The sequence below is a fragment of the Teredinibacter franksiae genome, from assembly GCF_014218805.1.
Lineage (GTDB): Bacteria > Pseudomonadota > Gammaproteobacteria > Pseudomonadales > Cellvibrionaceae > Teredinibacter > Teredinibacter franksiae.
Genome location: NZ_JACJUV010000008.1, coordinates 169667 through 191428, shown reverse-complemented (window position 1 = coordinate 191428; position 21762 = coordinate 169667). Strand labels below are relative to the sequence as shown.

Annotated in this window: 8 protein-coding genes; all 8 read right to left on the bottom strand. The window is 48.5% G+C overall.

Annotation, left to right across the window (positions count from 1 at the left end; translation table 11 throughout):
* Positions 1-291: 291 nt before the first annotated feature.
* A complete protein-coding gene (locus tag H5336_RS20555; protein ID WP_185236333.1) occupies positions 292-3255 on the bottom strand; it encodes an endo-1,4-beta-xylanase in 2964 nt (987 codons plus the stop codon).
* Between the two features lie 505 nt (positions 3256-3760).
* Positions 3761-6457 (bottom strand): cellulase family glycosylhydrolase, encoded by a 2697-nt coding sequence (locus H5336_RS20550; RefSeq protein ID WP_185236332.1) that lies wholly within the window; start codon positions 6455-6457, stop codon positions 3761-3763.
* An 84-nt stretch (positions 6458-6541) separates the two neighbouring features.
* A complete protein-coding gene (locus H5336_RS20545; protein WP_185236331.1) occupies positions 6542-9664 on the bottom strand; it encodes a TonB-dependent receptor in 3123 nt (1040 codons plus the stop codon).
* Between the two features lie 1028 nt (positions 9665-10692).
* Positions 10693-11874: a ComEC/Rec2 family competence protein gene (locus tag H5336_RS20540; protein WP_185236330.1), complete on the bottom strand. Its 1182-nt coding sequence runs from the start codon at positions 11872-11874 to the stop codon at positions 10693-10695.
* A 94-nt stretch (positions 11875-11968) separates the two neighbouring features.
* On the bottom strand, positions 11969-12199 hold the full coding sequence (locus tag H5336_RS20535; protein WP_185236329.1) for a hypothetical protein: 231 nt from the start codon (positions 12197-12199) through the stop codon (positions 11969-11971).
* Positions 12200-13168: 969 nt separating this feature from the next.
* On the bottom strand, positions 13169-14476 hold the full coding sequence (locus H5336_RS20530; RefSeq protein ID WP_185236328.1) for a GGDEF domain-containing protein: 1308 nt from the start codon (positions 14474-14476) through the stop codon (positions 13169-13171).
* 1594 nt (positions 14477-16070) lie between these two features.
* Positions 16071-17585 (bottom strand): cellulose-binding domain-containing protein, encoded by a 1515-nt coding sequence (locus H5336_RS20525; protein ID WP_246439455.1) that lies wholly within the window; start codon positions 17583-17585, stop codon positions 16071-16073.
* 802 nt (positions 17586-18387) lie between these two features.
* On the bottom strand, positions 18388-21546 hold the full coding sequence (locus H5336_RS20520; protein WP_185236326.1) for a TonB-dependent receptor: 3159 nt from the start codon (positions 21544-21546) through the stop codon (positions 18388-18390).
* Positions 21547-21762: the final 216 nt, after the last annotated feature.

Here is a 21762-nt window from a genome sequence, read left to right as displayed (position 1 = left end):
AAATCGAACAGCTACATTCAGGAAAGCGTTGTCGAGAAGATGAGCGAGTTGTTGGTTGTACAGGTGTATCCGCTTGTTTGTATTTGGACTAGACGACTACAGAAATTGCCCTTAGTTTTTATGGCTTAAAACAGCGCAATTAGCAGCCTGATGAGAGAGTTTTAACGGGGCTTGCCCATTCGGTGCGGGCTTGTGTTGGTTGGCTGAACATTTTGCTGGTAAAAAATACCCTCCAAAAAAAGAGCCAGCAAACGGTTGTGTGCTGGCCCTTGTTTTTTCTGTAGCTAGCTCTTACTGGGCAAGCACCACTTGCACATTATCCAGATAAACATCCACTTCCTGGGCTGGGCCACCGAAGTAAAGTGACGCTTCCGTTAGTGTGCAATCTGGAACAGTGACAGTTCCGGCAATTTCAGCCCAGGCTACATCTGTTACATCGCCCGCACCGCCCCAGAGGTAGTTACTCGTGCCATCATCACAGGTTACTTTCAGCGTAATACTCATCGAATCACTGCTGGCGCCGGCAATACGCCCCCAAGCGCTGATGTCGTATGTGGCACCGGCGTCCAAGCCAGAGGAAAGCAGGTCATAAACCGGGCCTTCCCAACTACCGGCACGCTGTATCAGCAATGCACTTTGGCTACCTTCGTGGGCAACATCGGTAGTGATGGATAGATTGCCGCCCCAGCTTACCCAGCCTGCTAGGCCATCTTCGAAGCCGGCATTACTTACTAGGTTTTCTGGCTCCGGGCTAGCGGTACCGGTAACCTCAACATCGTCAATGTAAATGTCTACTCCTGCTGCAGGGCCGTCGAAGTAAAGAAATACCTGAGTGAGATCGCAGCTGGGCAATACAATACTACCTTTAAGGTCTGTCCAGTCGGTGTCGTTCACAGTGGTGGAGTACAGTTGGTGATACGCTTCGCCACCGGCTGCGCATGCGGTTTTCACGGTGATGTTTAAGGTGTCTTCTGAGGCACCTTCAATCATACCCCAAGCGTTTACCTCGTATGTGCCACCGGCAACCACGTCAGGCAACAGGTTGTATACGGGGCCCTGCCAAGTGCCGGTGCGGTTTGTGAGTAGGCCGCTTTGGTCGCCGCTGTGGGCGCGGTCACTGGCGGTGGTAATGCTCGAGCCACCCCAGGCCTGCCAGCCATCGGTTCCGTTTTCGAAGCCGCCGTTTTCGATGATGTTATCGCTGGAGGCTTCTAGATCTTTACGCACGTAGACGTCATCTAGGAACATATCCAACTCTGCACCTGGGCCTTCGAAGTAGAGGGTCAACTCAGACAGTTCACACTCAGGGACTTGGAAAGTGCCACGCATCAAAGTCCATGTGCCGGCGTAAACGTTCTGGCCGGTTATGTTGATGTACTGGTCGCCATCGGCGCAGCCTGCTTTAACGGTGGCATTTACCCAGGCGTTAGCACCATCCACGCTAACCCAACTGAACAGTTCATAGGTATCGCCGGGAGTAGCCGCTTCCAACAGGCTGGTGGCCGGGCCCTGCCAGCCTGCCAGTCGATTGCTAACCTGTAGGCTTTGAGCACCGCTCTGGGCGTCAATATCGGTGGTATCTACTTGCGCATCACCAAAACCAAACCAGCCATCGGCGTTTTCTTCGAAAAAGCCATTGCTGACAATGTTGGGGCCGTAACCGATATCGCTGGGTACGAATGTTTGCGGACGCAGGCTGGCACGGTCGACGATAATATCGGTATCAATCTCGCCGCCAGAAACGTAGAGCGCCACGTTTTCCAGGTCACAGTCGGGCAGATTAACTTCCCCAGTGAGGCGCGACCATCGATGAAATCGCACGCTGGATTCAGCTAAACCAACATATTCTGCGTTTTCATTGGCACACTGGTATTTTACGTTTAACTGGAGTGTTTCTTCTTCCCCTTTATGTTTTCTTTTGTGTTTTTCTTGGCGGTCTAGGCGAGCCCAAATGGCCGCATTGTAACTTTGGCCGGGGCGCACTACATGGGTGATATCGTAAATGGCGCCGTCCCAGCTATCGCTGCGGTTGGTTACCTTCACCGCGCTGCCGTTCTTGCGCCCGTGTACGCGGGTGCGCTCCAGTTCGCCAGTCCAGCTACTCCAGCCATCGAGGTTGGCTTCGGCGTTACCGTTGGCAATCAGGTTAGGCATGGTGGTTTCGCTGTCTGGGCGAATACCCATAAAGCCGTCGACCATACCGTAATAAGCAGGTTTTCTCTGGTATTGCTCGTTCCACGGGAGCGGGTCGTCGGCGCCGAAAGTGTAGTCAATCCAAGAGTACTGATCGCTAATACCCCAGGTTGTGATTGCTTCACACTTGTGAACACGCATACAAGCAGACACCACGCGGTGATAGACTTGGCGCTGAATGGCTAGGTTGGTGGCTTTGTCCCAGGGGAGGTTGCTGATGCGCACATCCAGCTCACTGACGTTGATGCGCAGGCCTAGCTGAGCAAAGCGGCGGAAGTTTTCGACCAGTTCGTTATAGCTCGGTGCGGTGGAAGCCGCTAGATGCATTTGAAAGCCCACACCGTCGATGGGCACACCAGCTTCTACAAGGCCTTTGACCATGTCAAAAACTTTGTCTGATTTGGCATTTATGCCCGCTATGTTGTAGTCGTTGTAGTACAGTTTGGCGCTGTCGTCAGCGGCATCGGCTGCGTAAAACGCCTCGGCAATGTAGCTTTCCCCTAGCGTACGGTAGAATACGGAGTCGCGGAATTCGCCATCGTCGCCAATGGCCTCGTTCACCACATCCCACGCATATATCTGGCCTTGGTAACGGCCTACAGTGGTCAATATATGGTTGTCGATGGCGGCCTGTAAGTCGGCTGCGCTTAGCTCGTCGTTGATAAACGAGGGCGCCTGGCTGTGCCAGACCAGCGCGTGTCCTTTGTACTTCATGCTGTTGTCTTCGGCGTAGGCCACTAACTCATCGTGCGCATCGAAATACCACTCATCGGCATTTCCCGGCTGTAATGGGCCCCATTTGCCCACGTTTTCGGGTGTCATGTAATTGAATTCTTGAGTGAGAACCTGGCCGAATTCTGGGTCATTGTTCAGCAGGCTGTAGCCTGCGGCCGCACCGACGAGGCGACGGCTTTTTGCCGCTGCGTCGGCAATGGATTCTACCTGGGAGACGTGATGTTTTGATTTGTGCTTGTGCTTGCCATCGCCAGCACCCATTACCGCGACGGGTAGTAGGGTGGCCGCCAAGGCGGTTGCACCAAGTAACGACTTATAAAAGCGCATTGTTTTGAACCTCCAAATGGGACGAAGAGTGCCCTTTAGGCAAGGGCGTATGCTTTCGTTTGCGTATTGTAATAAAAAGCTATGCTAAAGAACGGGTTGTTATTGTTTAGGGTTAGTAGTTTTGGGTGGCGCCGTATGTTTATTTTGACGCCACAATTGGTACGTTAGCATGGTAGTCTTTGTGACTACAAGTGTTTTGGATGCATCTCCTATAAGGTATCCAAAAGCGCGGATAATGCGTTTAGGTATTGCTTAACGTGCCGGTACCTGACTATGGGGGCAAGCGTTGGCTATGTCTAATTCATTCATCCGTTTAGGGTTGGATCACGGAGTTTGATGGCCTTGATAGTGAGTGTTTACGCTGAAAATCAACAGCCCAGGCCGGTGAAGTAGTGTATTCATGGCTGACTAACAATGAAAGGAAGGCGTAGACGTATAGCCATAAATCATTCCAAATAGAAGCCAGAAAAAACCCGCCGAAGCGGGTTTTATTCATTGCCGAGTGTTATTGAAAGCTTACATCTTCTGCTGTTGCTTCAATGCCATATTCTCCGTTAGTTATTTCCTCCCCACGCTCGGTAAGTATGGCGGTGTCTTCCGACAGGGATATATTTAACCCCTCATTGGGTGACGGGTTACCAAACCATGACCATGCAATCCAGCCGTAGGCTTGTGCTCCGTCTCCCATTAGCTTGGAGTCAACCAACGATGACTCCATCCATGCGGGGCTATTGAAATAGCTTAGGGCGAAGGTATCAACTTGCGATTGCTCTTCGAAGTTTAGATCCAATACGATATTTTCGGGAACACTTGGCCGACCTTCTGCGGTGATTCTAAAATTGTCTATCAGTATCGGTTCTGATTTTCCAGAGGTAATGCCTCCCACCTGAAAGCCTACACGCTGGGGGGGTTTGTCGAGGATAAAGCCATCGCTAATATAGCCTGCATCCTGGGCAAAGTTGGCAATATTCACTGTTAAAGTATTCCATGCACCTAAGGTTAGGTTGCTAGCCTGGGTATAGCCGAAGCCCGCAAAGCCATCATAGTTATTTGGGCTGAAAAAGAATTGCATGTTCATGCTGGATTCTGAGTCGTATTCCTGAGGGATCCAAACGTCTACGCTTATTGCGAACGGACTCTGCAGGTTTATAGCTGGGCTTAATGAGGCGGCAGCGTCATAGTTAACAGTGGTGCCCGTGTTATCGGCGTCCCAAGGGGCGAGTATTGCCAGAGCATCGTTGTACTGATAAACCGATGTGTCATCGCCGGCACCCAATAGGTAGCTCCACTCTTCGTCAAAGGTAAATGTCGCTTCGTAAATGGTTTCAGCCTCAGCTTGGGGTTCTTCCGGTGTTATTCGAAAGTTGTCGAAACGGAGTGGTTCAGTTTTGGGTGAAACCGCTATGCCACCAATCTGAAGGCCTGCCAGCACCGGTGGGGCATCTAACGGAAAGTCGCTAGAGATGTATCCCGCATCTGCGGCAAAATTGGTAATCTTCACTGTGAGGGTATTCCATTCGCCAAATGTGAAGCCGTTATAGCTTGTGTAGCCGAAGCCAGCGAAGCCTTTCCAGTCGTTTCCGTTAAAAATAAACTGAATATTCAAGCCGGTTTCGTTGGCATATTCTGCGGGGATAAAAACATCCACAGTGAGGTTTAGCGGCTGCGTAATATCGATAGCTGGTGAGAGTGTATCGAGGTTGGGGAAGCCTATTTGAGAAGAGCTATTACCGCTTACCCAGGGAGCCAGAAGGGTCAGTTCGCCATTTGTATTTTGAACGGATGAAGCATCGCCCGCGCCGTTGTTGTGTCCCCACCCTTGTAATCCGTCGTCAAAATTTTCCTGGTAAACGGCGGTGGTCGTGTCGCCGCCAGTATCCGCTACACCAACGATCAGGTTGTCAAATTTTATGTCGCCTTGTATGTCCGCTGGTTTGCCATTGGCCGTGACTTCAAACCCCAGCTGTTCGACACGGGTTAAATCAAAACCGGCTTCGATATAGCCGAAGTCACTTTCGGATTTAGCAACTATCGAAACGTCATTCCAAGCGTTTGCCTGTAAGTCAGCTACCGAGTTGAAGCCTAACGCGCCATAGCGGCCTTGATCGTCAATTAGGAAGACTTGGTACGCCAGATTACCGTCCACTCGATAATTATTGGGTACATTGATTTCAAAATTAATTCCGCTACCTTCGGAGAAATCTACCGGTGGCTCAAATGTGTAGGCATAGCCCGCTGTATCTGCAGTGGTTTCCCAAGGCATACGAAGGAGTAAAGACTTTCCGCCTAAAGCTCTCTTCATAAGATCTTCGTGATCGATTGCGCCTTCGTCTATGTTGGCATCACTGAATTCGGTTATCACCAGGGGAAGAGATTCAAAGGAAAGCTTTTCGATAGCGGCAGATAACTCACCGCTACTGTCCCAGCGGCTACCAAACGCATGAACCGAAAGTACAATATTGTTGGCCTCATCGGCTGCCATTAACTCTCGGCCGCGACCACCAAGAAATGCATTATAGTCTTCGCCGCAGTGAGGTGCGTCGATAACCAGGGGCACTTGAAAGCCAGCACTTCGGAACCGGCGAATGGCGATTTTGTAGGCATCAATGTATTCGTCGTAGCCAATGCTATTGGAGTTCCAAATATTGATTGGCCCCCATTCGTTGGCAATGTTAAACATTAAATGTGCTTGGTATTTTGCTTCGGCTAGTATCGGTAACCAGCGGTCAAGCCACAACTCATTTGTGGCTTCATAAAAGAAGCTATCATCGTCCATACAGGCCAGCTTTTCAGCTGAGTCTAGCGTGAGCAACGCGATCATGTCGTTTGCAACGATTACATCTAGGCTGGCTTGCAGCTCCCCGGCTGTGGTGGCTTCGGTTAATAGAACGCGTACCACGTTGGAGCCTATGTTGGCGATTGGCTCGATGCCTGCCATGGCTGCTTCGGGGTTGTCACCGTATTGTAAATTAACGCCCCGCATGAGTATGGGCTTACCGGAAACATCCAGTAGGCTTGGGCCTTCACTTGTAATAACTGCTGCGCCCTCTGGTGGACGAGGGCCATCTAAAGAGATTTCCTCTTCGATAATGGGGCTTAATGGATCCAGGTCGTCATCAGAACCACCAGCGAGTCCGCCGCCGCAACCGGACAAGAGTACTGCACCTATTGTTAGGGCAAGATAGCTTAACCGTAATTTCATAATTGAACTCCAATATAAATTCTTTATCGTTTTGCTAGGTATATTGGCAACGCAAATATAAGGGTTGCCGCCTAATGCTTTTTGTTACAGCGATAGTGTTATGCCGGCTGCGAGACGACGTTCCTGAACCCATAGGGAATTGAACTGATCCGTATACTGTGAATAGGTACGGCGGTCTTGCTCCGTCAAGTTGGTGACGTTGATAAAGAAACTTATGTTATCGTTTAACCAGTAACCCACAGACAGGTCCAAATACCCCGTTGATTCTTGCCAGTTCCCGAGGCTCAGTGGCACCTCGTTGGTGACTAGCTGTACACGATCAAGATACTCCTCGCTGCGCCAGTTATAGGCCAGTCGTAAACTAAGCTCGTCTTTTTCGTACCATAAAATCATGTTTGATTGGTGCTTGGAGTTCGACGGTAGCGGCAGAGAATCAGCGTTTACATCGGTGTCGGCAGACTGGCTGTCGGAATAGGTATAGTTGAGTTCTGCACCTGTGAAGGAAAGAATGCTGGGCAAGAAGGTAAACGGCTGGCGGTAGCCCAATTCAAATCCGTAAAGGTCAGATGCACCGGCATTAGCTGTTGTCCAGACATTCGCCAGGTGACCCCTGTCAATACCGTCGGCATCCAGGAAGCTACGTTGCTCTTGGAACTGTTCCACAGAGGAGTCAACATTGATCATGAATAGGCCGACGCTGGCAATGGCATCTTCTGCGAAGTACCATTCGGCCGCGCCGTTTACAACGGTCGCACGCCATGGTTTGATTTCCGGGTTACCGCGTTCGCTACCATCTCGAACACAGGTGACGTTTTCCGCTACTAGATTCCCGTCTGAATCCGTAACATTTACAACATCGCCATTCTTATCTGTTTTGATACAAGTCTGATAATTCAGAATAAGCCCAGAGCCTATATTTTCTAAATCATTTCGAGCCACGGTTTTTGCTGCGGCGAAGCGAAATACCAGATTGTCTGTTGGGAAGAGGTTAACGTTAAGTGAAGGTAATACATCGGTGTACGAATGCTTGATAGTTTCAGTATCACTTACGAACGGTACTTTGTTGTATTCGAGGTAGCCGATAGAATTAAATTTATCTAACAGCGACGGCACAACGGCTTTGTCAGCACTTCGGTTGGTGTTAATAACGCGCAACCCAACATTGCCTTCTATGGGAAAGCCTACGTCTGTTTGAAAATTTAATTGTGAATAGAGAGAAGCCGAAGACTCTTCTACCTTATAGCTCGCACCTGGGTCATTGATTGTTTTTGTACCGGGGTAGAGCCTATTCATGAATGCCAGAGGAGCTTCCCAGGCGGTAGGCGCGATTGCAGAAACACCTTCCTCAAAGCCCTTGATTGGGCCAAACTCGTTGTATGAAATGGTATCCCCAATGCCGAAGCCGTTGTCTTCCAAGCCGCCGATGGACCGTATTTCTTCGCTTTCATCCGCATAAATAAAGTCGCGAACGTCGGGTACTACCTCCCAAATCTCATTGCCAGTACGAAGCAGATAGCGTTTGTCGGTTGGTACACGAGGGTCGTCCCACGTGCTATATCGGGCGGTGGGTGTTACGTATATGATTTGGGACTTTTCAGCATCGCGTATGCCATAGCGAATACCGGCATCAATAGATTCTATGAAGTGGTCGTCACCAAAGTCATAATTGACATCGGCTCTTAAAACACTAAGCGATGCGTCGGTGTTCGCACCATTTGCAGATCCCTGGTATTTTTTGAGTAAATCTGCACTTGAAATGTCATCTAAGATACTAAACTCTGGAACGTCTTTTGTGTAATCAATTTTAGCGGAATAACCTTCTATAGGGTCTTTACCGGCTATTCCGTCTTGGTCTACATAGTACCAGGCAGGCGTCCCCTGATCCATTTGTGCGTTTCGGCTTTCTCGTTCTGCTCGTGAATGCACAATTCTGAATGAGGCTTCCAGATTATCCTGGTTGGAGTAATCCAGTTGAATGTTGGTATTGAGTGCGCCGGTGCGATTGATGGTATTTGAAGAAACAGACTGAAACTCTGGAGACAGTAGGTTCGCATTCAAAAGCGCGTGTAGTGTTCGAGTCTGAGACTCGCCGTTAATGTCGGTGTAATTAATGACATTACTAGAGCCGACAATAGTGCCCGGCTGTAGAACGTTAAACAACTCTTGTTCTTTCTCGGCGTCTTCGTTGTTCACGCCATAGGCGTCGACGCTACTGTGGCCTTTGAAATAGGCGCCAATACCCAAGTCTTGCTGATCCATTACGGTGTAAAAGATGTCTCCGCGCAGGTTCCAGTTTTTACTGAGTTCAGCGTTAACCCCCAGCGATAAACCACTGCGTTCACGCTCCATAAAGTTGGAGCTGGCACCGAATTCGGCGGGTACAATGTACCAATCGTTCACAAGATCACCGTCGCCGTCTAAATCCAGTGGGTCGCCTGGAGAGCCGCCGGGTTCATCCAGAAATGCTAGGCGTTGTTCGGCGTTCATTTGGAAGTTGGCTGCATTGGTAAAGGAACCAAATCCACCTGCTATAAAGGCGAATTTATCACCTTTGTGGCCGAGGTGGACGCTAAAGTTATTGTCTTGCTTTGTGGCATGATCGGGTTTAAGGCTGCCCTCAGATACTTCCAGCTTAAATTTACCTGTCCAGCCGCTGTCGAGTTCAGCTGGATTGAGGGTTTTGAGGTCGATTAGGCCCGATATGCCACCCGCCAATTGGTTGGCGGACATAGATTTGAATACATCGGCACCGCCAATCATCCCCGCGGGTATATCGCTGTAGTTGGCACCTACACTGGTAATCGTCCAAGGGCTTAGAAATTGCTCCCCGTTGAGGGTCGTCAGAACTTGGGGCATACCTCGAACGTTCAAAGAGGTACCTTCGTTGGCTTCACGGGTGATTTGTACACCCGGTACACGTTGCAGGGAGTCGGTGATGGTTGTATCTGGCATGCGACCAATATCTTCGGCAACAATCGAATCAACTATATTGGCTGAATTTCTTTTAATGTTGATAGCCTTGCTTTGGGATGCCCGCACACCCCAAATTAGAACCTCTTCTAACATCTCGAAATCTTCTAGGGTGTCGTATCCGGTTCCGTCAAGGTCACCCTCTACTTGTGCTAAGGCGCCGCTACCGTACGACAGGCAGCAAATCGCTATGGCTAAGAGCTTACGCTGCGTATTTAGGGCTTGCTTTTTTGACATCTAAATCCCCTCGTGATTAAGGTTAATGTGTAAATCTATTTGTACTGTTCTAACTTGTCGTTACTGCAGCATGAAAGGGGCCGTGAGACCCTTCACCCTTTCGCGCAAACCCTTGCCAGGCCACGCATAGGTGGCTCTTGGTTGTAACATGAGGGGCTGGGGCTCATTTGGTGTTTGCAGTGAAGGGCTGCGGCCTGATGCTCCGTGGTTATTCACGCAATACTGCACTTTAAGTCAAAAGTTAGTCTGGTGGCGTGCGCATAATCTTTACAGTAATGCATAAGTATTAATGTGAGGATTTTAGCGCGCTGAATGATATATCGCTAGTTTTTTTTTTGGTCGAAGTGAATAAAAAATATACTGACGTGCTTGGGGGTAGCCTTGGCGGTGTTAGTTTGAGAGGTTTTGAAGGTAAGGATAGAGGAAAGCTCTATTTGCGGACTGATAGCACCATAAATGGTGTGTAAATTTATACGGTGGTAAGTGATCTCGTTGCTGGTTAGGGGTTTCTTTTGTCACCTTTAATGGGTAGTAAAGCTAGGACCTGGTGATATTCATTTCATACGCTCTGCAGAAGCCTGTATTTTCACTCTGATAGACGCTTGTAGCGTAATTTAGCTGACCAATGTTAGTGAAGAGCAAAACACTGGCGGGCACAATTGTTCGGGGGAAAACTAGAACGCTCACACCTTGCCGTTTCAGTCACTCCTGTGAAGGTATGAGTCTAGTGTTTGTGGGGCTTTGGGAAGGTAAAAATTCGATGCCCACGTTCGTGGGCATGAACAAAGATTGAGCCTGAAGGGTGCTCGTTGAATACAAACGCCGGTATTGCTCGGGGTTCAGGCAAGTGACTGACTTGGCCTTCGGCAGCGGTGCTTCGGAGCGGGAATGCAGGCCCGCCCAGTCCTTCGGGTTGTCACCAAAATCCTACGCTCTGCGTTGTTTGTTGCTCATTTGGGTAACTAAACCATACTCCAACGAAACTCTAAGTGGCTAAAACGCATGCATTTAATTGATGCTCTTAGGCATTAGGGAAGTCGGCCACCACTCGCCAGGCAGCTTTCCAGATTATCGAATTCCTTAAAAGGTTTGATGGTTTTGTAGGAGATACTGGTGAAAGTGTGGCAGAAGCCACTATTGGACTTTCTTACTTTTTTACGATTGGTTATCCGCCGCTGGGGTGTAATCACGCTTTTGCAAGCAATGGGTTTTTTACCATCATAATTGACTTTTATTTCACCAGTGGCCGGCAGTAAGATTTGAATGGGGTAATCCCCATGAATATCTACATGGTTGCGGCTTCGACCATACTCCCATTCTCCCTTATCGGATTCGTGATCACCGATATCTGTGCGCAGTAGGCAGGTGTCGTCGTAGCCTAGCGCCTTATAGCGCAGGGCTGTAGAGGCTTTTGGGTAGCCCCTATCATGGCCGGCTGAGAAGACCACCCAGCGTGGTGCAACGGCTGTAATGAACTCGGTGGAACTGCCCAGATCACTACCGTGGTTGGGTGCGATTAGCACATCCGCTGCAATAGGCCTTAGGCCCGAATTATCAATAAGGAATCGCTCTGTTGCGATTGCTGGTGCATCGGCGGGGGGGAGGTCGCTGGCATTCGGTGCTTCTCGTCCCATCGTTTCACCCGTGAGCAATATGGATTTACCTTGATAGTCAATGCGCATTACAATACTGGAAGCGTTTCGGTACTGCTCTCCAACGAGCCCCCACTCCGATGGAGATTCATGGAAGCCAGAGAGGAAGGTAACCCTGGCATCACCAAAGGTGTAATGAATGCCGTGGGCAAGGTTGACTTTAGAGAGGTCAATGTCGTGCGTCATACCGGCATGTTCAGCTTCTTCAATAGCGGCATTGTGGGCTCTCCAAGAGGCAGAGTCGCGTTGGTAGCCGGTTCGAATCACTTTTTTTACCATATAGTTATTGAACAATTCATCGGTGGCACCAATATGGTCGGGGTTGGACGCAGACGCGACTAGCAGTGAGATCTCGGTGGTATCTTTGCCAATAAACTTGGCGAATTCTGCCATCACGTGATCGTCGTAGTACCAGTGGCCTGTATCAAATACCATAATTTCACCGTTGTCGAAACGGGTAACCGTGGCGAGGCCTGGGCCTGTATCGATGACGCGCATCTCAACATCCCCATGTGCGCAGACGCAAAGTGTCATCAAGAAGGCTGTAAATAGTCGCATGCTTACCCCTTTGGTAATTGTTTTTTAGAGTGTAGACCTCTAAGCGTTTTTTCGCCCCGTGTGAGCATCGATTTTCGCCCATCGTGAGCCTCGATTATTGCCAACCGTGAACACGTTGCTGCTCGAAAAACTGGCCTTTACCCCGCGCAAAACCCCTGACGCGATCCCCATGCTGGTTGTTGGACAAATGAGTCAAAAAAAGGAATGCGCGTAAAGGAATATCTAGTCGAACGACTGCAGTTTCTTTTTCAGCAGACCATGTTGTTGGTGAAGGTCTTGTCCTGTATTTTTTGCGTAAACTCTCGAAGGTATTGAAATTTTGCATGAGTTTAATCTTCTCTTAGTGAAAGCGCAAAGAGGGATTCGTTGTGGGCTTTAAGTGTGAGAGAAAAATGAGTGTATTATTCGCCTATGCGGTTTTACTTTTTAGCCCTAGCACCTTTGCATCGATGGCAGGCTTTTCTATACCGCTAACCAAGCTGCTTATATTTAGGGAGCTTCTGATTAGGTCTATGTGGTCTCTGCGGGACCTGTCGCGCGCCGATGCAAAGCGAGTTACGTTGTTAATGGACGCTGTTTTTAATGTGAAACTCAACGCTTAGATGTGTACTACATGCTTTGCTCGAAGGCGCTCTAGGGGCATCTGTCCGGTGCGTCGCCTAAAGGCGCTTTCGGCGGGCAAAGCTACCGCATCTATGTTCTCACCCCTTACCTACATCCGTGTAGACACCCGTGGCAATGGTTGCGCTGGCGTGCCTGTATCTATTGGTCTTCGTCATTTGCCTTGTGAGCAAGGGGTTCGATTAAGGCCCACATCAGTGCGGCCTGTTGGTAGACGTGACTGAGTGACTGATACAGGGTAGTTGGCGTGGCGACTGATCTCGCTTCTCTTTAAGCGTATGCCATAGCGCTTCAGTCAGCGGTTCGTCTCTTGCAAACTTGTGGGTTAAGAGGGGGCCTTTGTAGTGCTTGTATCCGCGTTCGCAGTCGCCTATGTCATGTCACTCAAGCTGTGGATTTCAGTTATGGGGATATGCAGCACCTTATGGTGGTGCCTACTCAATACGGAATAGGCGAAGATATCGATAGAGAAGATTTTCCTCAGGAATACATAGGGCCTTACATCCACTGGTGGCGATATTTGTAATTATTCTGTTAATGACAGAGAAGCGCGCGGAGAACACAGCGAGAGGCGCAGTGCTGCCGTTTTGGGTTTAAGTGTTACTGTGGGTGCGGATATGAATGCTCCATAAACGGCATTCGTGGTGTTGGGGATACCCTGTTCACGCTTAGGTTATTCTTTAAAAGCCCACCGATTACGGCCACCATTTTTTGCCTCGTACAGAGCCTTGTCTGCGCGAGAAAATGCGTCGTCGAAAGACTCGTTTCTAGATACGATGGTTAGCCCAATGCTTATCGTTAGTGTGAAGTCAGGAAGGTTATCAAATGAAAGTTTTTCAGCCGCTGCCCTTAACTTTTCAGCTAAGCACATAGACGCTTCTCGTGGCGTAAGCGGGCAAAGAATCATAAATTCTTCGCCTCCCCAGCGGGCAACCGTGTCTCGAGTACGTGTATTTAGTAACAACATTTGGCCGACTTGCCGTAATGCTATGTCGCCAATTCCGTGGCCGTAAGTGTCGTTAACTTGTTTGAAAAGGTCGGCATCAATTATTAATAAGGCGAGTTTATCGTCGTTTTTTCTCCAGTTAAATGACGATTCTATTATTTGCATTGCGCCAGCTCTATTCAGAACACCGGTTAATGTGTCATAAATAGCTTGATTGCGATACTCATTCGATTGTTGATTGAGTTCGTTGGCGTAGGCGTTCATTTCTTTGAGTTGGTTTTGCTGTTCGATGGACTGAGTGCGCAAGTTTCGTAAGTGCAATAAAATACCAGAAACAATTGTTAGCATCCATGCGCTGAGTATGAGTAAATACCAGCGATCTTTTGAAATAAATTTTCCTATAAGCTCGATATTGTACAGTCGTATTTTGTGGTCACCAAAAGGCACTGGCTCGCCGAAATCTATCTCCAATGAAGTGACCCTCTCAAACGATATTTTAGCTTGCTGTGTCGGTATAGAGAATTGTTGAATCCACCAGTCTGCGAGTCTAAACTCTGCTAATAGATAGGTTTCGTTGATGTGGGGCCCTGGGTCGCGCAAAGTGATATGTATGAACTTGGCGCTGTTATAGTTTTCAGCATTGGATAGCTGTTTGTCGAAGTTCCGGAAATGTACACGTAAGAATTTTGCAGGTCCTTCATAGTCGTAATGAAAACGTATTCGATCGTACGAGGACAGATCGCGCCCTTGTGTCCAGTCTTCTGGTTCCTCGGTTAGAGTGAATCCAATTCTACAGGATGGAAAATTTGGCGGCTCGAGCCCAGGCCGAAGTGTACAAGACCACTGGCTGTAGTCTGCAGCTATAAAGCCGGCTTGGCTATTGCCACCTATAGCGCTATCGTTGTCTGTATAGAGGTCAATTGCCGATGGAAAAAGGCTAAGTTTACGTTCAGGGATTAACGGGTACCCCAATATGAGCAGTACCGATACCGCGACAAGTGCTAAGCGGAGTAGATGTACGTTCCTAGAATTCATGTAGACCGATCTTTTGAGTACTTCGTGTTATTTCTATTGGAGTATAGGATATTTTTCCGTTCTGCCTCGGTAAAGCAGTAACTACTCAATTTATCGAAACGTGCAGGCGGCTTGTTGCTTAACCTGCTGACAGGTTAAGGTTTTAGATGTTGTTGTAGGTTCTTTTGTGAGCAATCTATTCCAATAAGGCAGGGCGTAAAGACTATTAGGTAGACTCGACCCAAATAGGACGGGGCAAACGCGTACTGGGGGCACTATGGTTTGGTTAGCGTTGGTGAGGTTTAGGGTGGGCAGTAGTTAAGCCTCGGTAAGTGGGGCAGTGGTTAAACCTTATTGTATATGTTGGTGTCTTCCTTAGGTTTTTATCCTTGGCAGTTGGTTTACCTGCGCAAGACCATTACCGCTCGCGCTAATGGAAAAGGTCATTACACAGCGGCCAAAGAAAGCAGTTTTTTTTCAATATGGTGAAACCGTGGGCTACCGGCCTTTATTGGACTACCTTGGCCAATGCTACCCGAAACCCATAGGGCATTGGTGTGCGGCGGCTCGCAACTAGCGCTAGACCTTTTGGCGCGGGCATTTGTAGACACTGGTGATGCGGTAGTACTGGTGGCCCCTAGTTGCTTGAGGGCTTTGCAGGTTTTTCAGTGGCGCAAGCGAGCATAAAGTCGACTCCGCTGGGAGTGGGTGGCCCCAACTTGCAGCCCCAATTTGCATGAATTTTTTTTGCAGTACCTGACTTTTACAACCCAGCGGGCACCTGTTGGTCATTAGTGATAAGAAAGCAAGTTGCTGCACTGTGCAGGCGTTATTCGGTTACCTTAATTGAAGATGCTCCCTATAGGGACGTTGTGCCGGCACTGAATCGCCTATGGTATTTTCGTTCTGTAGTGAATATGTGGTGGTACTGCGTTCTTTTTCAAAAATAGCGGCACCTGGAAGTCGGCTTGGTTTGGCCATAGGCCCCAAACGTTTTATTGAGCCGCTGATTAGAGTAAAGTAGGCATCGGATTTGCATTCAAGGGTTCCGATGCAGGCCGTGTTATTGGCGTTGCCAAGTCACGAGCTATTCTCTCAGCATATTGAGCGTGTTCAGCGGTTATCTGGTTGGTGTTACAAGGTAATGTCGTTGAATCAAAAATGCCCAGGTCAAAAGAAAGCGTTTATAATTGAAATAAACTCGAATAGTTAGTCTGTGCTATTGATTGAAGCCAACACCAAAGAGCTATGCGATACATGCCATTAATATTTGCATTTGTAAATCAATGATTAAGCTGAAGGTTGTTGGGTTGTCAGTATTAACACGGCGCTGGCTCTGGTTTTAATTGGGTAACCATTGTTAGAAGAAAAAAAAGAGTGAAGAAGACTACTGCAATTAAGGTTGCAGGGCTTTCGGGTTTAGTGGGTAGCCGGCCTTACATTAGGCGCTCTGGCGGTATTGGCGAACACTACCAATCGAAATGCTATGGTTGCTATTATTGGTTTACATTAACAATTTCGGTGATGGCATAAATGCTTTTGCTGAATACCATGTATCGCCAAATTATTTGCCAGAGAGCCTGTTGCGTTTCCTTTTAAAACATTAGTACGCGTACTAATGTAGGTACTGTTCTACACTGCTGTACCATTTGTTGGCCATTCGCGCATAGCCGGCTTCGTTGGGGTGAAGCCCATCGGCTAATTCTGTGGGAATAGAAAAGCCATTGTATTGGTCAACAAAAATAATTTTGTACCCCATGTCCGTTTTTTTCTTCACCATGGCTGGAATTTTTGCGTTGTAGTCGATGATGATCGAGTTAGGGTAGCTTGATTTGTCTGACGGAACGAGAGAAGCCACAACCAGGAGTGCATTAGGTGCTTCAACAAGAATTTTATCAACTAGGCGCTCTAGCCTTTGATCCATGCCCGAAGGCATTGCTTTAAGGTCGTTAGTGCCAATGTGTAACAATATAATGTTAGGGTCGTCGTTTAATGCGGGGCTTGGAAGCTTAGTGATTACCCCCGTTTTTCCGGCGACGCTCTCTATTGTCCATCCGCTATGCCCTTGGTGGTTGCGTGGGAATGGTTTGCCCGCAACGGTGCTTGGTCCATTAGCTTTTTCGCCGACAAACGTAATGCTTTTGCCTGCTTCCACGGCTATTTCAAACAATTCAATGCGATAGCCCCCGGGTGTGCCATAGCCGTCCGTAATGGAGTCTCCGAAGGGTAGAATTCTGCAGGGGCCAACAGCGGGGCAGACATTCCCAAAACCGCCTGTGCTGGGTGAGCTAGATGAAGAAGAGCTTGAGCTTGAACTGCTACTACCGCTGCATTCTGCTGCGCTAACGTCATAGCCAGGTACGCTAAAAAAGTCGATATTGGGTAAGCCGTCATTGGTTGCAGCGCTTAAGATGATGTCATTGTCGCCTGCTTGTAAAGCTACGTTGGTGCCACTGGTAGTCCAACTAAACCATGCCCCAGTGGTTGAAAAATCTACATTCGCTTGCGAGCCATTTGCCGTTATTGTGCCAGTGCGGTTGTTGCTAGAGCCGTTTGAATATCGCCATTCCAAGCTGTAATTCCCTGCTGAGGCGACGTTTATTTTCCAAATGATTTTTTTACCTGATGCGTTATCGGTGTTGGCAAAACCGTCTCCGGTATAGCCTGTGTTATTGCTGTCAACAGAGCCATCTACACCACAAAAACCTGTGGAGTTCTCTTGAATTGTAACCGTGGTGTTACCGCTACTCGATGAGCTAGAGTTACTGGAGTGACTTGAAGATGAGCTATTGGCACTCGCCGAGCTAGAGGAGCTAGAGGAGCTAGAGGAGCTAGAGCTATAGGAACTGGAACTAGAGGTTGAACTGGCATTGTCATCACAACGATTTATCAAGCTCCAAGAGGAATCACTTGCAGGAATGGAGTTGGTATACCAGTTTGCTTGATACAGTAAGCCCTGATAAATCAGTTGATCGCCCGCATTAGCATGATTGGGAACGCCGCCTTCCCAATCTTTTGCGGGCCAATTGGGATACTCATTTACACCTTCGCAGGCATAGGTGCTCGCGGACATGCCGGATAAGGCAATAAAGGCGACATTGAGCAGGATTTTTCGATACAAGAATGTCATGCTAACCTTCCTCTTTGAGAATTTAGGCAATTGCTTTTTAGGCATTGTTAATGTTCAAACACTATTTTTGCTTCAAGTGCTTTTTAAATACCAAATGAAACCGCGAATCTAGTTTAGTTTGAACGATCCGCTCAAATAAAATGCTACCCGTAGTGTTGTTAAGGGGGAGTAGATGGGTGAAGTGTTAAGAAAAATGTTTAGTGTAATTAATCATTATTAGGGTTATGGCTCCCGGGGCGGGGGTACCTGAACGCTCAATTGTAAGCACTGCATTCCTAATGCCAGTCAAACCTACTATAACGGGTAATGTATGAGTATTCTTCCTGAATCCAAATAGGTAATGCAAATAGTGTTAAATCGGTGAGCATTGGCTCACACTAAAATTGGAAAATGGTCGTTGGGAAAGATCGGGCGACCACATTAATGAAAAATGCGCCACATTGAGATAAAGTAAAATAGGACGTGCGCTAGTAACGAGTATGTGAAAAAACCATGAGGGAAAAATACGAAAGATCAATGTTTTTGGATAGTAACTGTAATTACTGGAAGAGTGGCGCGTACGAGCACGAATTAGTCAGGTTAAACCATCGACACCGCGTGCCTAGCTTCAGTCTGTTTTGATTGCTGTGTGTGGGCTTGGCTTTTTTGGCGTTAGGGGTGGCCGAATTTTTCTAGTGATTGTTTTTCTGTTGTATCAATGCTACTTGTTCATACCGAAAAATAGCTTAAAAAACCCCGGCGGTTGGCCGGGGTAAATAGGGAGGTTAAACGAATTATTGCTGGCTTGATCTATTGCGTAGCTTTAGAAGTTATAGCGCGCGCCTATCTGGTAGCGGGGGCCAAGCTCTTCTACGTAGCGGGTCATTTTGTCTGAACGTTGGTACCAGCGTACATTCTCGCCGGTAATGTTTAAGCCCTCCATGAATACACTAAAGCCTTCAAAAAATTCATAGGAGGCGTTCAGGTCGAGTTGCGAGTATTCATCTACATAAACGGGGTTTCTTGAACCTCCTTGGTTAGTCTGACGCAGGAATGAGTCTCGCCAGTTGTAAGCAAGGCGTGCTTGGAAACCGTATTTTTCGTAGATGGCGACTAAGTTCAAGGTATCGCTTAACCCTAGTAGTGCGAACTGTTCCTCGGTGGGGGAGGCCAGGTCATCGAAGCTTACATCACCATTCACAACGGTATAGTTTGCTTGTACACCAAAGCCTGTGTCGCCAAAGAAGTGTTGCACGGCCCATTCAGATCCGTAAATTTTTGCTTCTTTGTTGTTAGTGGGGAACGAGGTTAACCACTGTGCTTCTGGGTCGGCGATAAAATCGGGATGCTGTGTATCCGTCATTAAGCCGTTCACATCATAGGGGCCTTCAACCCAGTTCAAAAATACAACGTCTTCGCCATCTATATTGATGGTATCTTCATTGTCTGGATCAAAGTTAGCGGGGTTGGCGCATGCGGCTTGCAGCGTTTGTACATCTTGCAGGGAGTGACCATCGAGATAGTCTTCGGTGTAGGTTACGCAGGTGGCCATGGCGAACAATTGGTCGGCATCGGGGTCGTTGTAGCCGATACCATCAAGCTCTTGGTAGACCGTATTCATGCGTGTGTTTGCATTGGGGTCATCACCCGCCCAGCTAGCGTCGACCATACCGTAATGGCTTTCTTCAGACTGCCCGGTTCCCACAAAGTTATTCACCCGCTTCTCGAATACCCCTACCGATGCATAACTGCCTTCATCAAAATACCATTCCAGTGATAGGTCCAGGTTCTTTGAATCTAGCGGTAGTAATTCAGGGCTTGTACGCCTTGCGGTTGGGGTCGCGCCTCGGTAGCCCGTTGGGTCGGATTGCCCAAATCCGCTGGCACCCGCGTAGAGGTCGCCATAGTTGGCTCGGGCTATGGTGTTACTGAAGGAAAAGCGGCCAACCAGGTTGTCTAATAATTCTAAGTCGAAGTCAAAACTTGGCAGCATATTGCTGTAGTCGTTTTCAACAGCAATAGGTACTTTGTCGCCTTCGGCATATTCCGTTACTTGAAAGTCGTTGTTACCTTGCCATACTCGGTACAGTGGACGACGTAAGCGGGCTGTGGAGGTTAGGTTGGTCTCTTCGTAGCGCACGCCGGCCAAGATGTGGTATGGCTTACCGGCTAGGTCGCCTTCCAAGGCAAGCTGGAAGAATACTCCGGTAACGGATTCTTCAACTTGGTTGTCTTGGCTAAAATTGCGTTCGATTTCACACACCCATCCTTGGTCGGCTACCGAGCCCCCAACACCGTAGAGGGCTTCGGTTTGACGACATAAGTCTTTCACCGAATTGGCCCTAATACCTGATTGGTAGGAGTTGCTCATGTTGTAATCGTCGAATTGCGAGGCGAAATTAAAGGTCTCGAAAGTCCCTTGTTCAAACTCCCCGGGGTTAGTGACGTTCCAATTGCCGAGGCCTGCTTGCCGGTTGGAGGCTTGCTGCACCATATCGGTTTCGGTACGTTCAATACCGAAATCAAAATGACCGTTGTCGAAGGTGAGTGAGCCATCGAATTTTATTTGGGTGATATCCATGGTTTGCGCTGCGTACCATATTCGCCCCTGAGCGCTGCCTACGTCTCCTTCGTCGAGTACGCCGTTGCCATTGGTGTTTGAATCTTCTAAGTCGAAGCTGCCGATTGGCATGTCGCCACTAAAGTCGTATGTAAAACCACCGGAAACAGGTGCGCCCAAGCTAATGGCAATTTCGCCGGCATCGCCCAAACCTGTTGGCAAATTCTCCATGCTGGAGTTGTGCACGTCGACGCCGAGGCTGAGGGTATTATTTACCTCCCAGTCGGCTCTGAAGCCGATGGAGTCGAGCGTGTTTGTTTGCTCTCGTAATTGCTGCTCATAACCAACATCTCTGTTGGAGGGGATATGTGTTTCGTGAATATAGATAGGTGTTGCGACCTGGCTATCGTCAAAGGTTACGGCGTCGATTGAATTGCCGTTGGATAGCCACTGGGCCCATTCTCCACGGTGCTCCCATAGTTTGTTTTCGGCGTATACGTAGTCCAATGTTGTTTCAATAGCGTCTGTAGGTGCCCACTGAAGTGTAAGTTGGGTATTGATACGCTCACGTTCTTTGTCTGAATAAGCCCATCTAAAATCGTTAGGGCGCCCAAATAACTGACCTTCTGCGGGCGGGTTTGTAATTACGACATCGTCTGTAAAGCCATAGAGCGGTGGGTTTTCAGAATCCCATTCTGCAATGTTCCAATTATTTTCAGAAGCGCCCGCTGCGCCGGAATGTCTTACCTGGTAGCTACCCGCAATCGAGGCGCCAAAGGTGCCGTCGCTCCAGCTGACTAGGCCTGACAATTCGGGAGTAATACTATCGCCAATGCGGGTAGTGGTATCGTTTACCGCTTTACCCGCCACGCTCACGGCTAAACCTTCTTTTTCTAATGGACGGGTGGTGGTGATATTGACTGTTGCACCTATTCCGCCTGAGGAGACATTAGCGCGGCCGGTTTTATACACCTGCACCCCACTCACACTTTCTGATGCTAGGTTGGCAAAGTCGAACGCGCGCGTTGCGCCACCAAAGGTTCCGCCTGCACCGCTGCCACCACCGTAGGTGAAACCCGCTGGCATGGTACGACCATTGAGGGTGACCATGTTGTTGGCAGGGCCAAAACCTCTAACTGTGATTTGAGATCCCTCGCCGTTGACTCGGTCGATGGATACACCCGTAATGCGTTGTAAGGATTCGGCGAGGTTTGTGTCTGGAAATTTACCAATATCTTCCGCTGAAATGGCGTCTACCACGCCAGCAGACTCCCGTTTAATGTCCATAGAGGCTTCTAGGCTGGCTCGAATCCCCGTCACTAATACCTCTTCAACCTGGTCATTTTGTGATAAAGAGGGCATGGCTGTCGTGGCGGATAATACGGCTATCACTGCACTCGAAAGCTTTTTTACTCTATACATAACGCATACTCCTAACATGTGAGGTAGTTGAAATCGTTGGCCGCATTTTTTTTATCGGTTGGCTGCGGTAGAAAGTTGTCAAACTTAATCCCTTATAAAGGCATAAAGATTAGAGCAATAGCCCCCCTTGGCTGTGCGGTTGAAAACGGCCATTTATTCCGGTTTAAAAATTTAGAAGATGTAAACGACATAAGCGGCTTAATTCGTTTGGTAGAC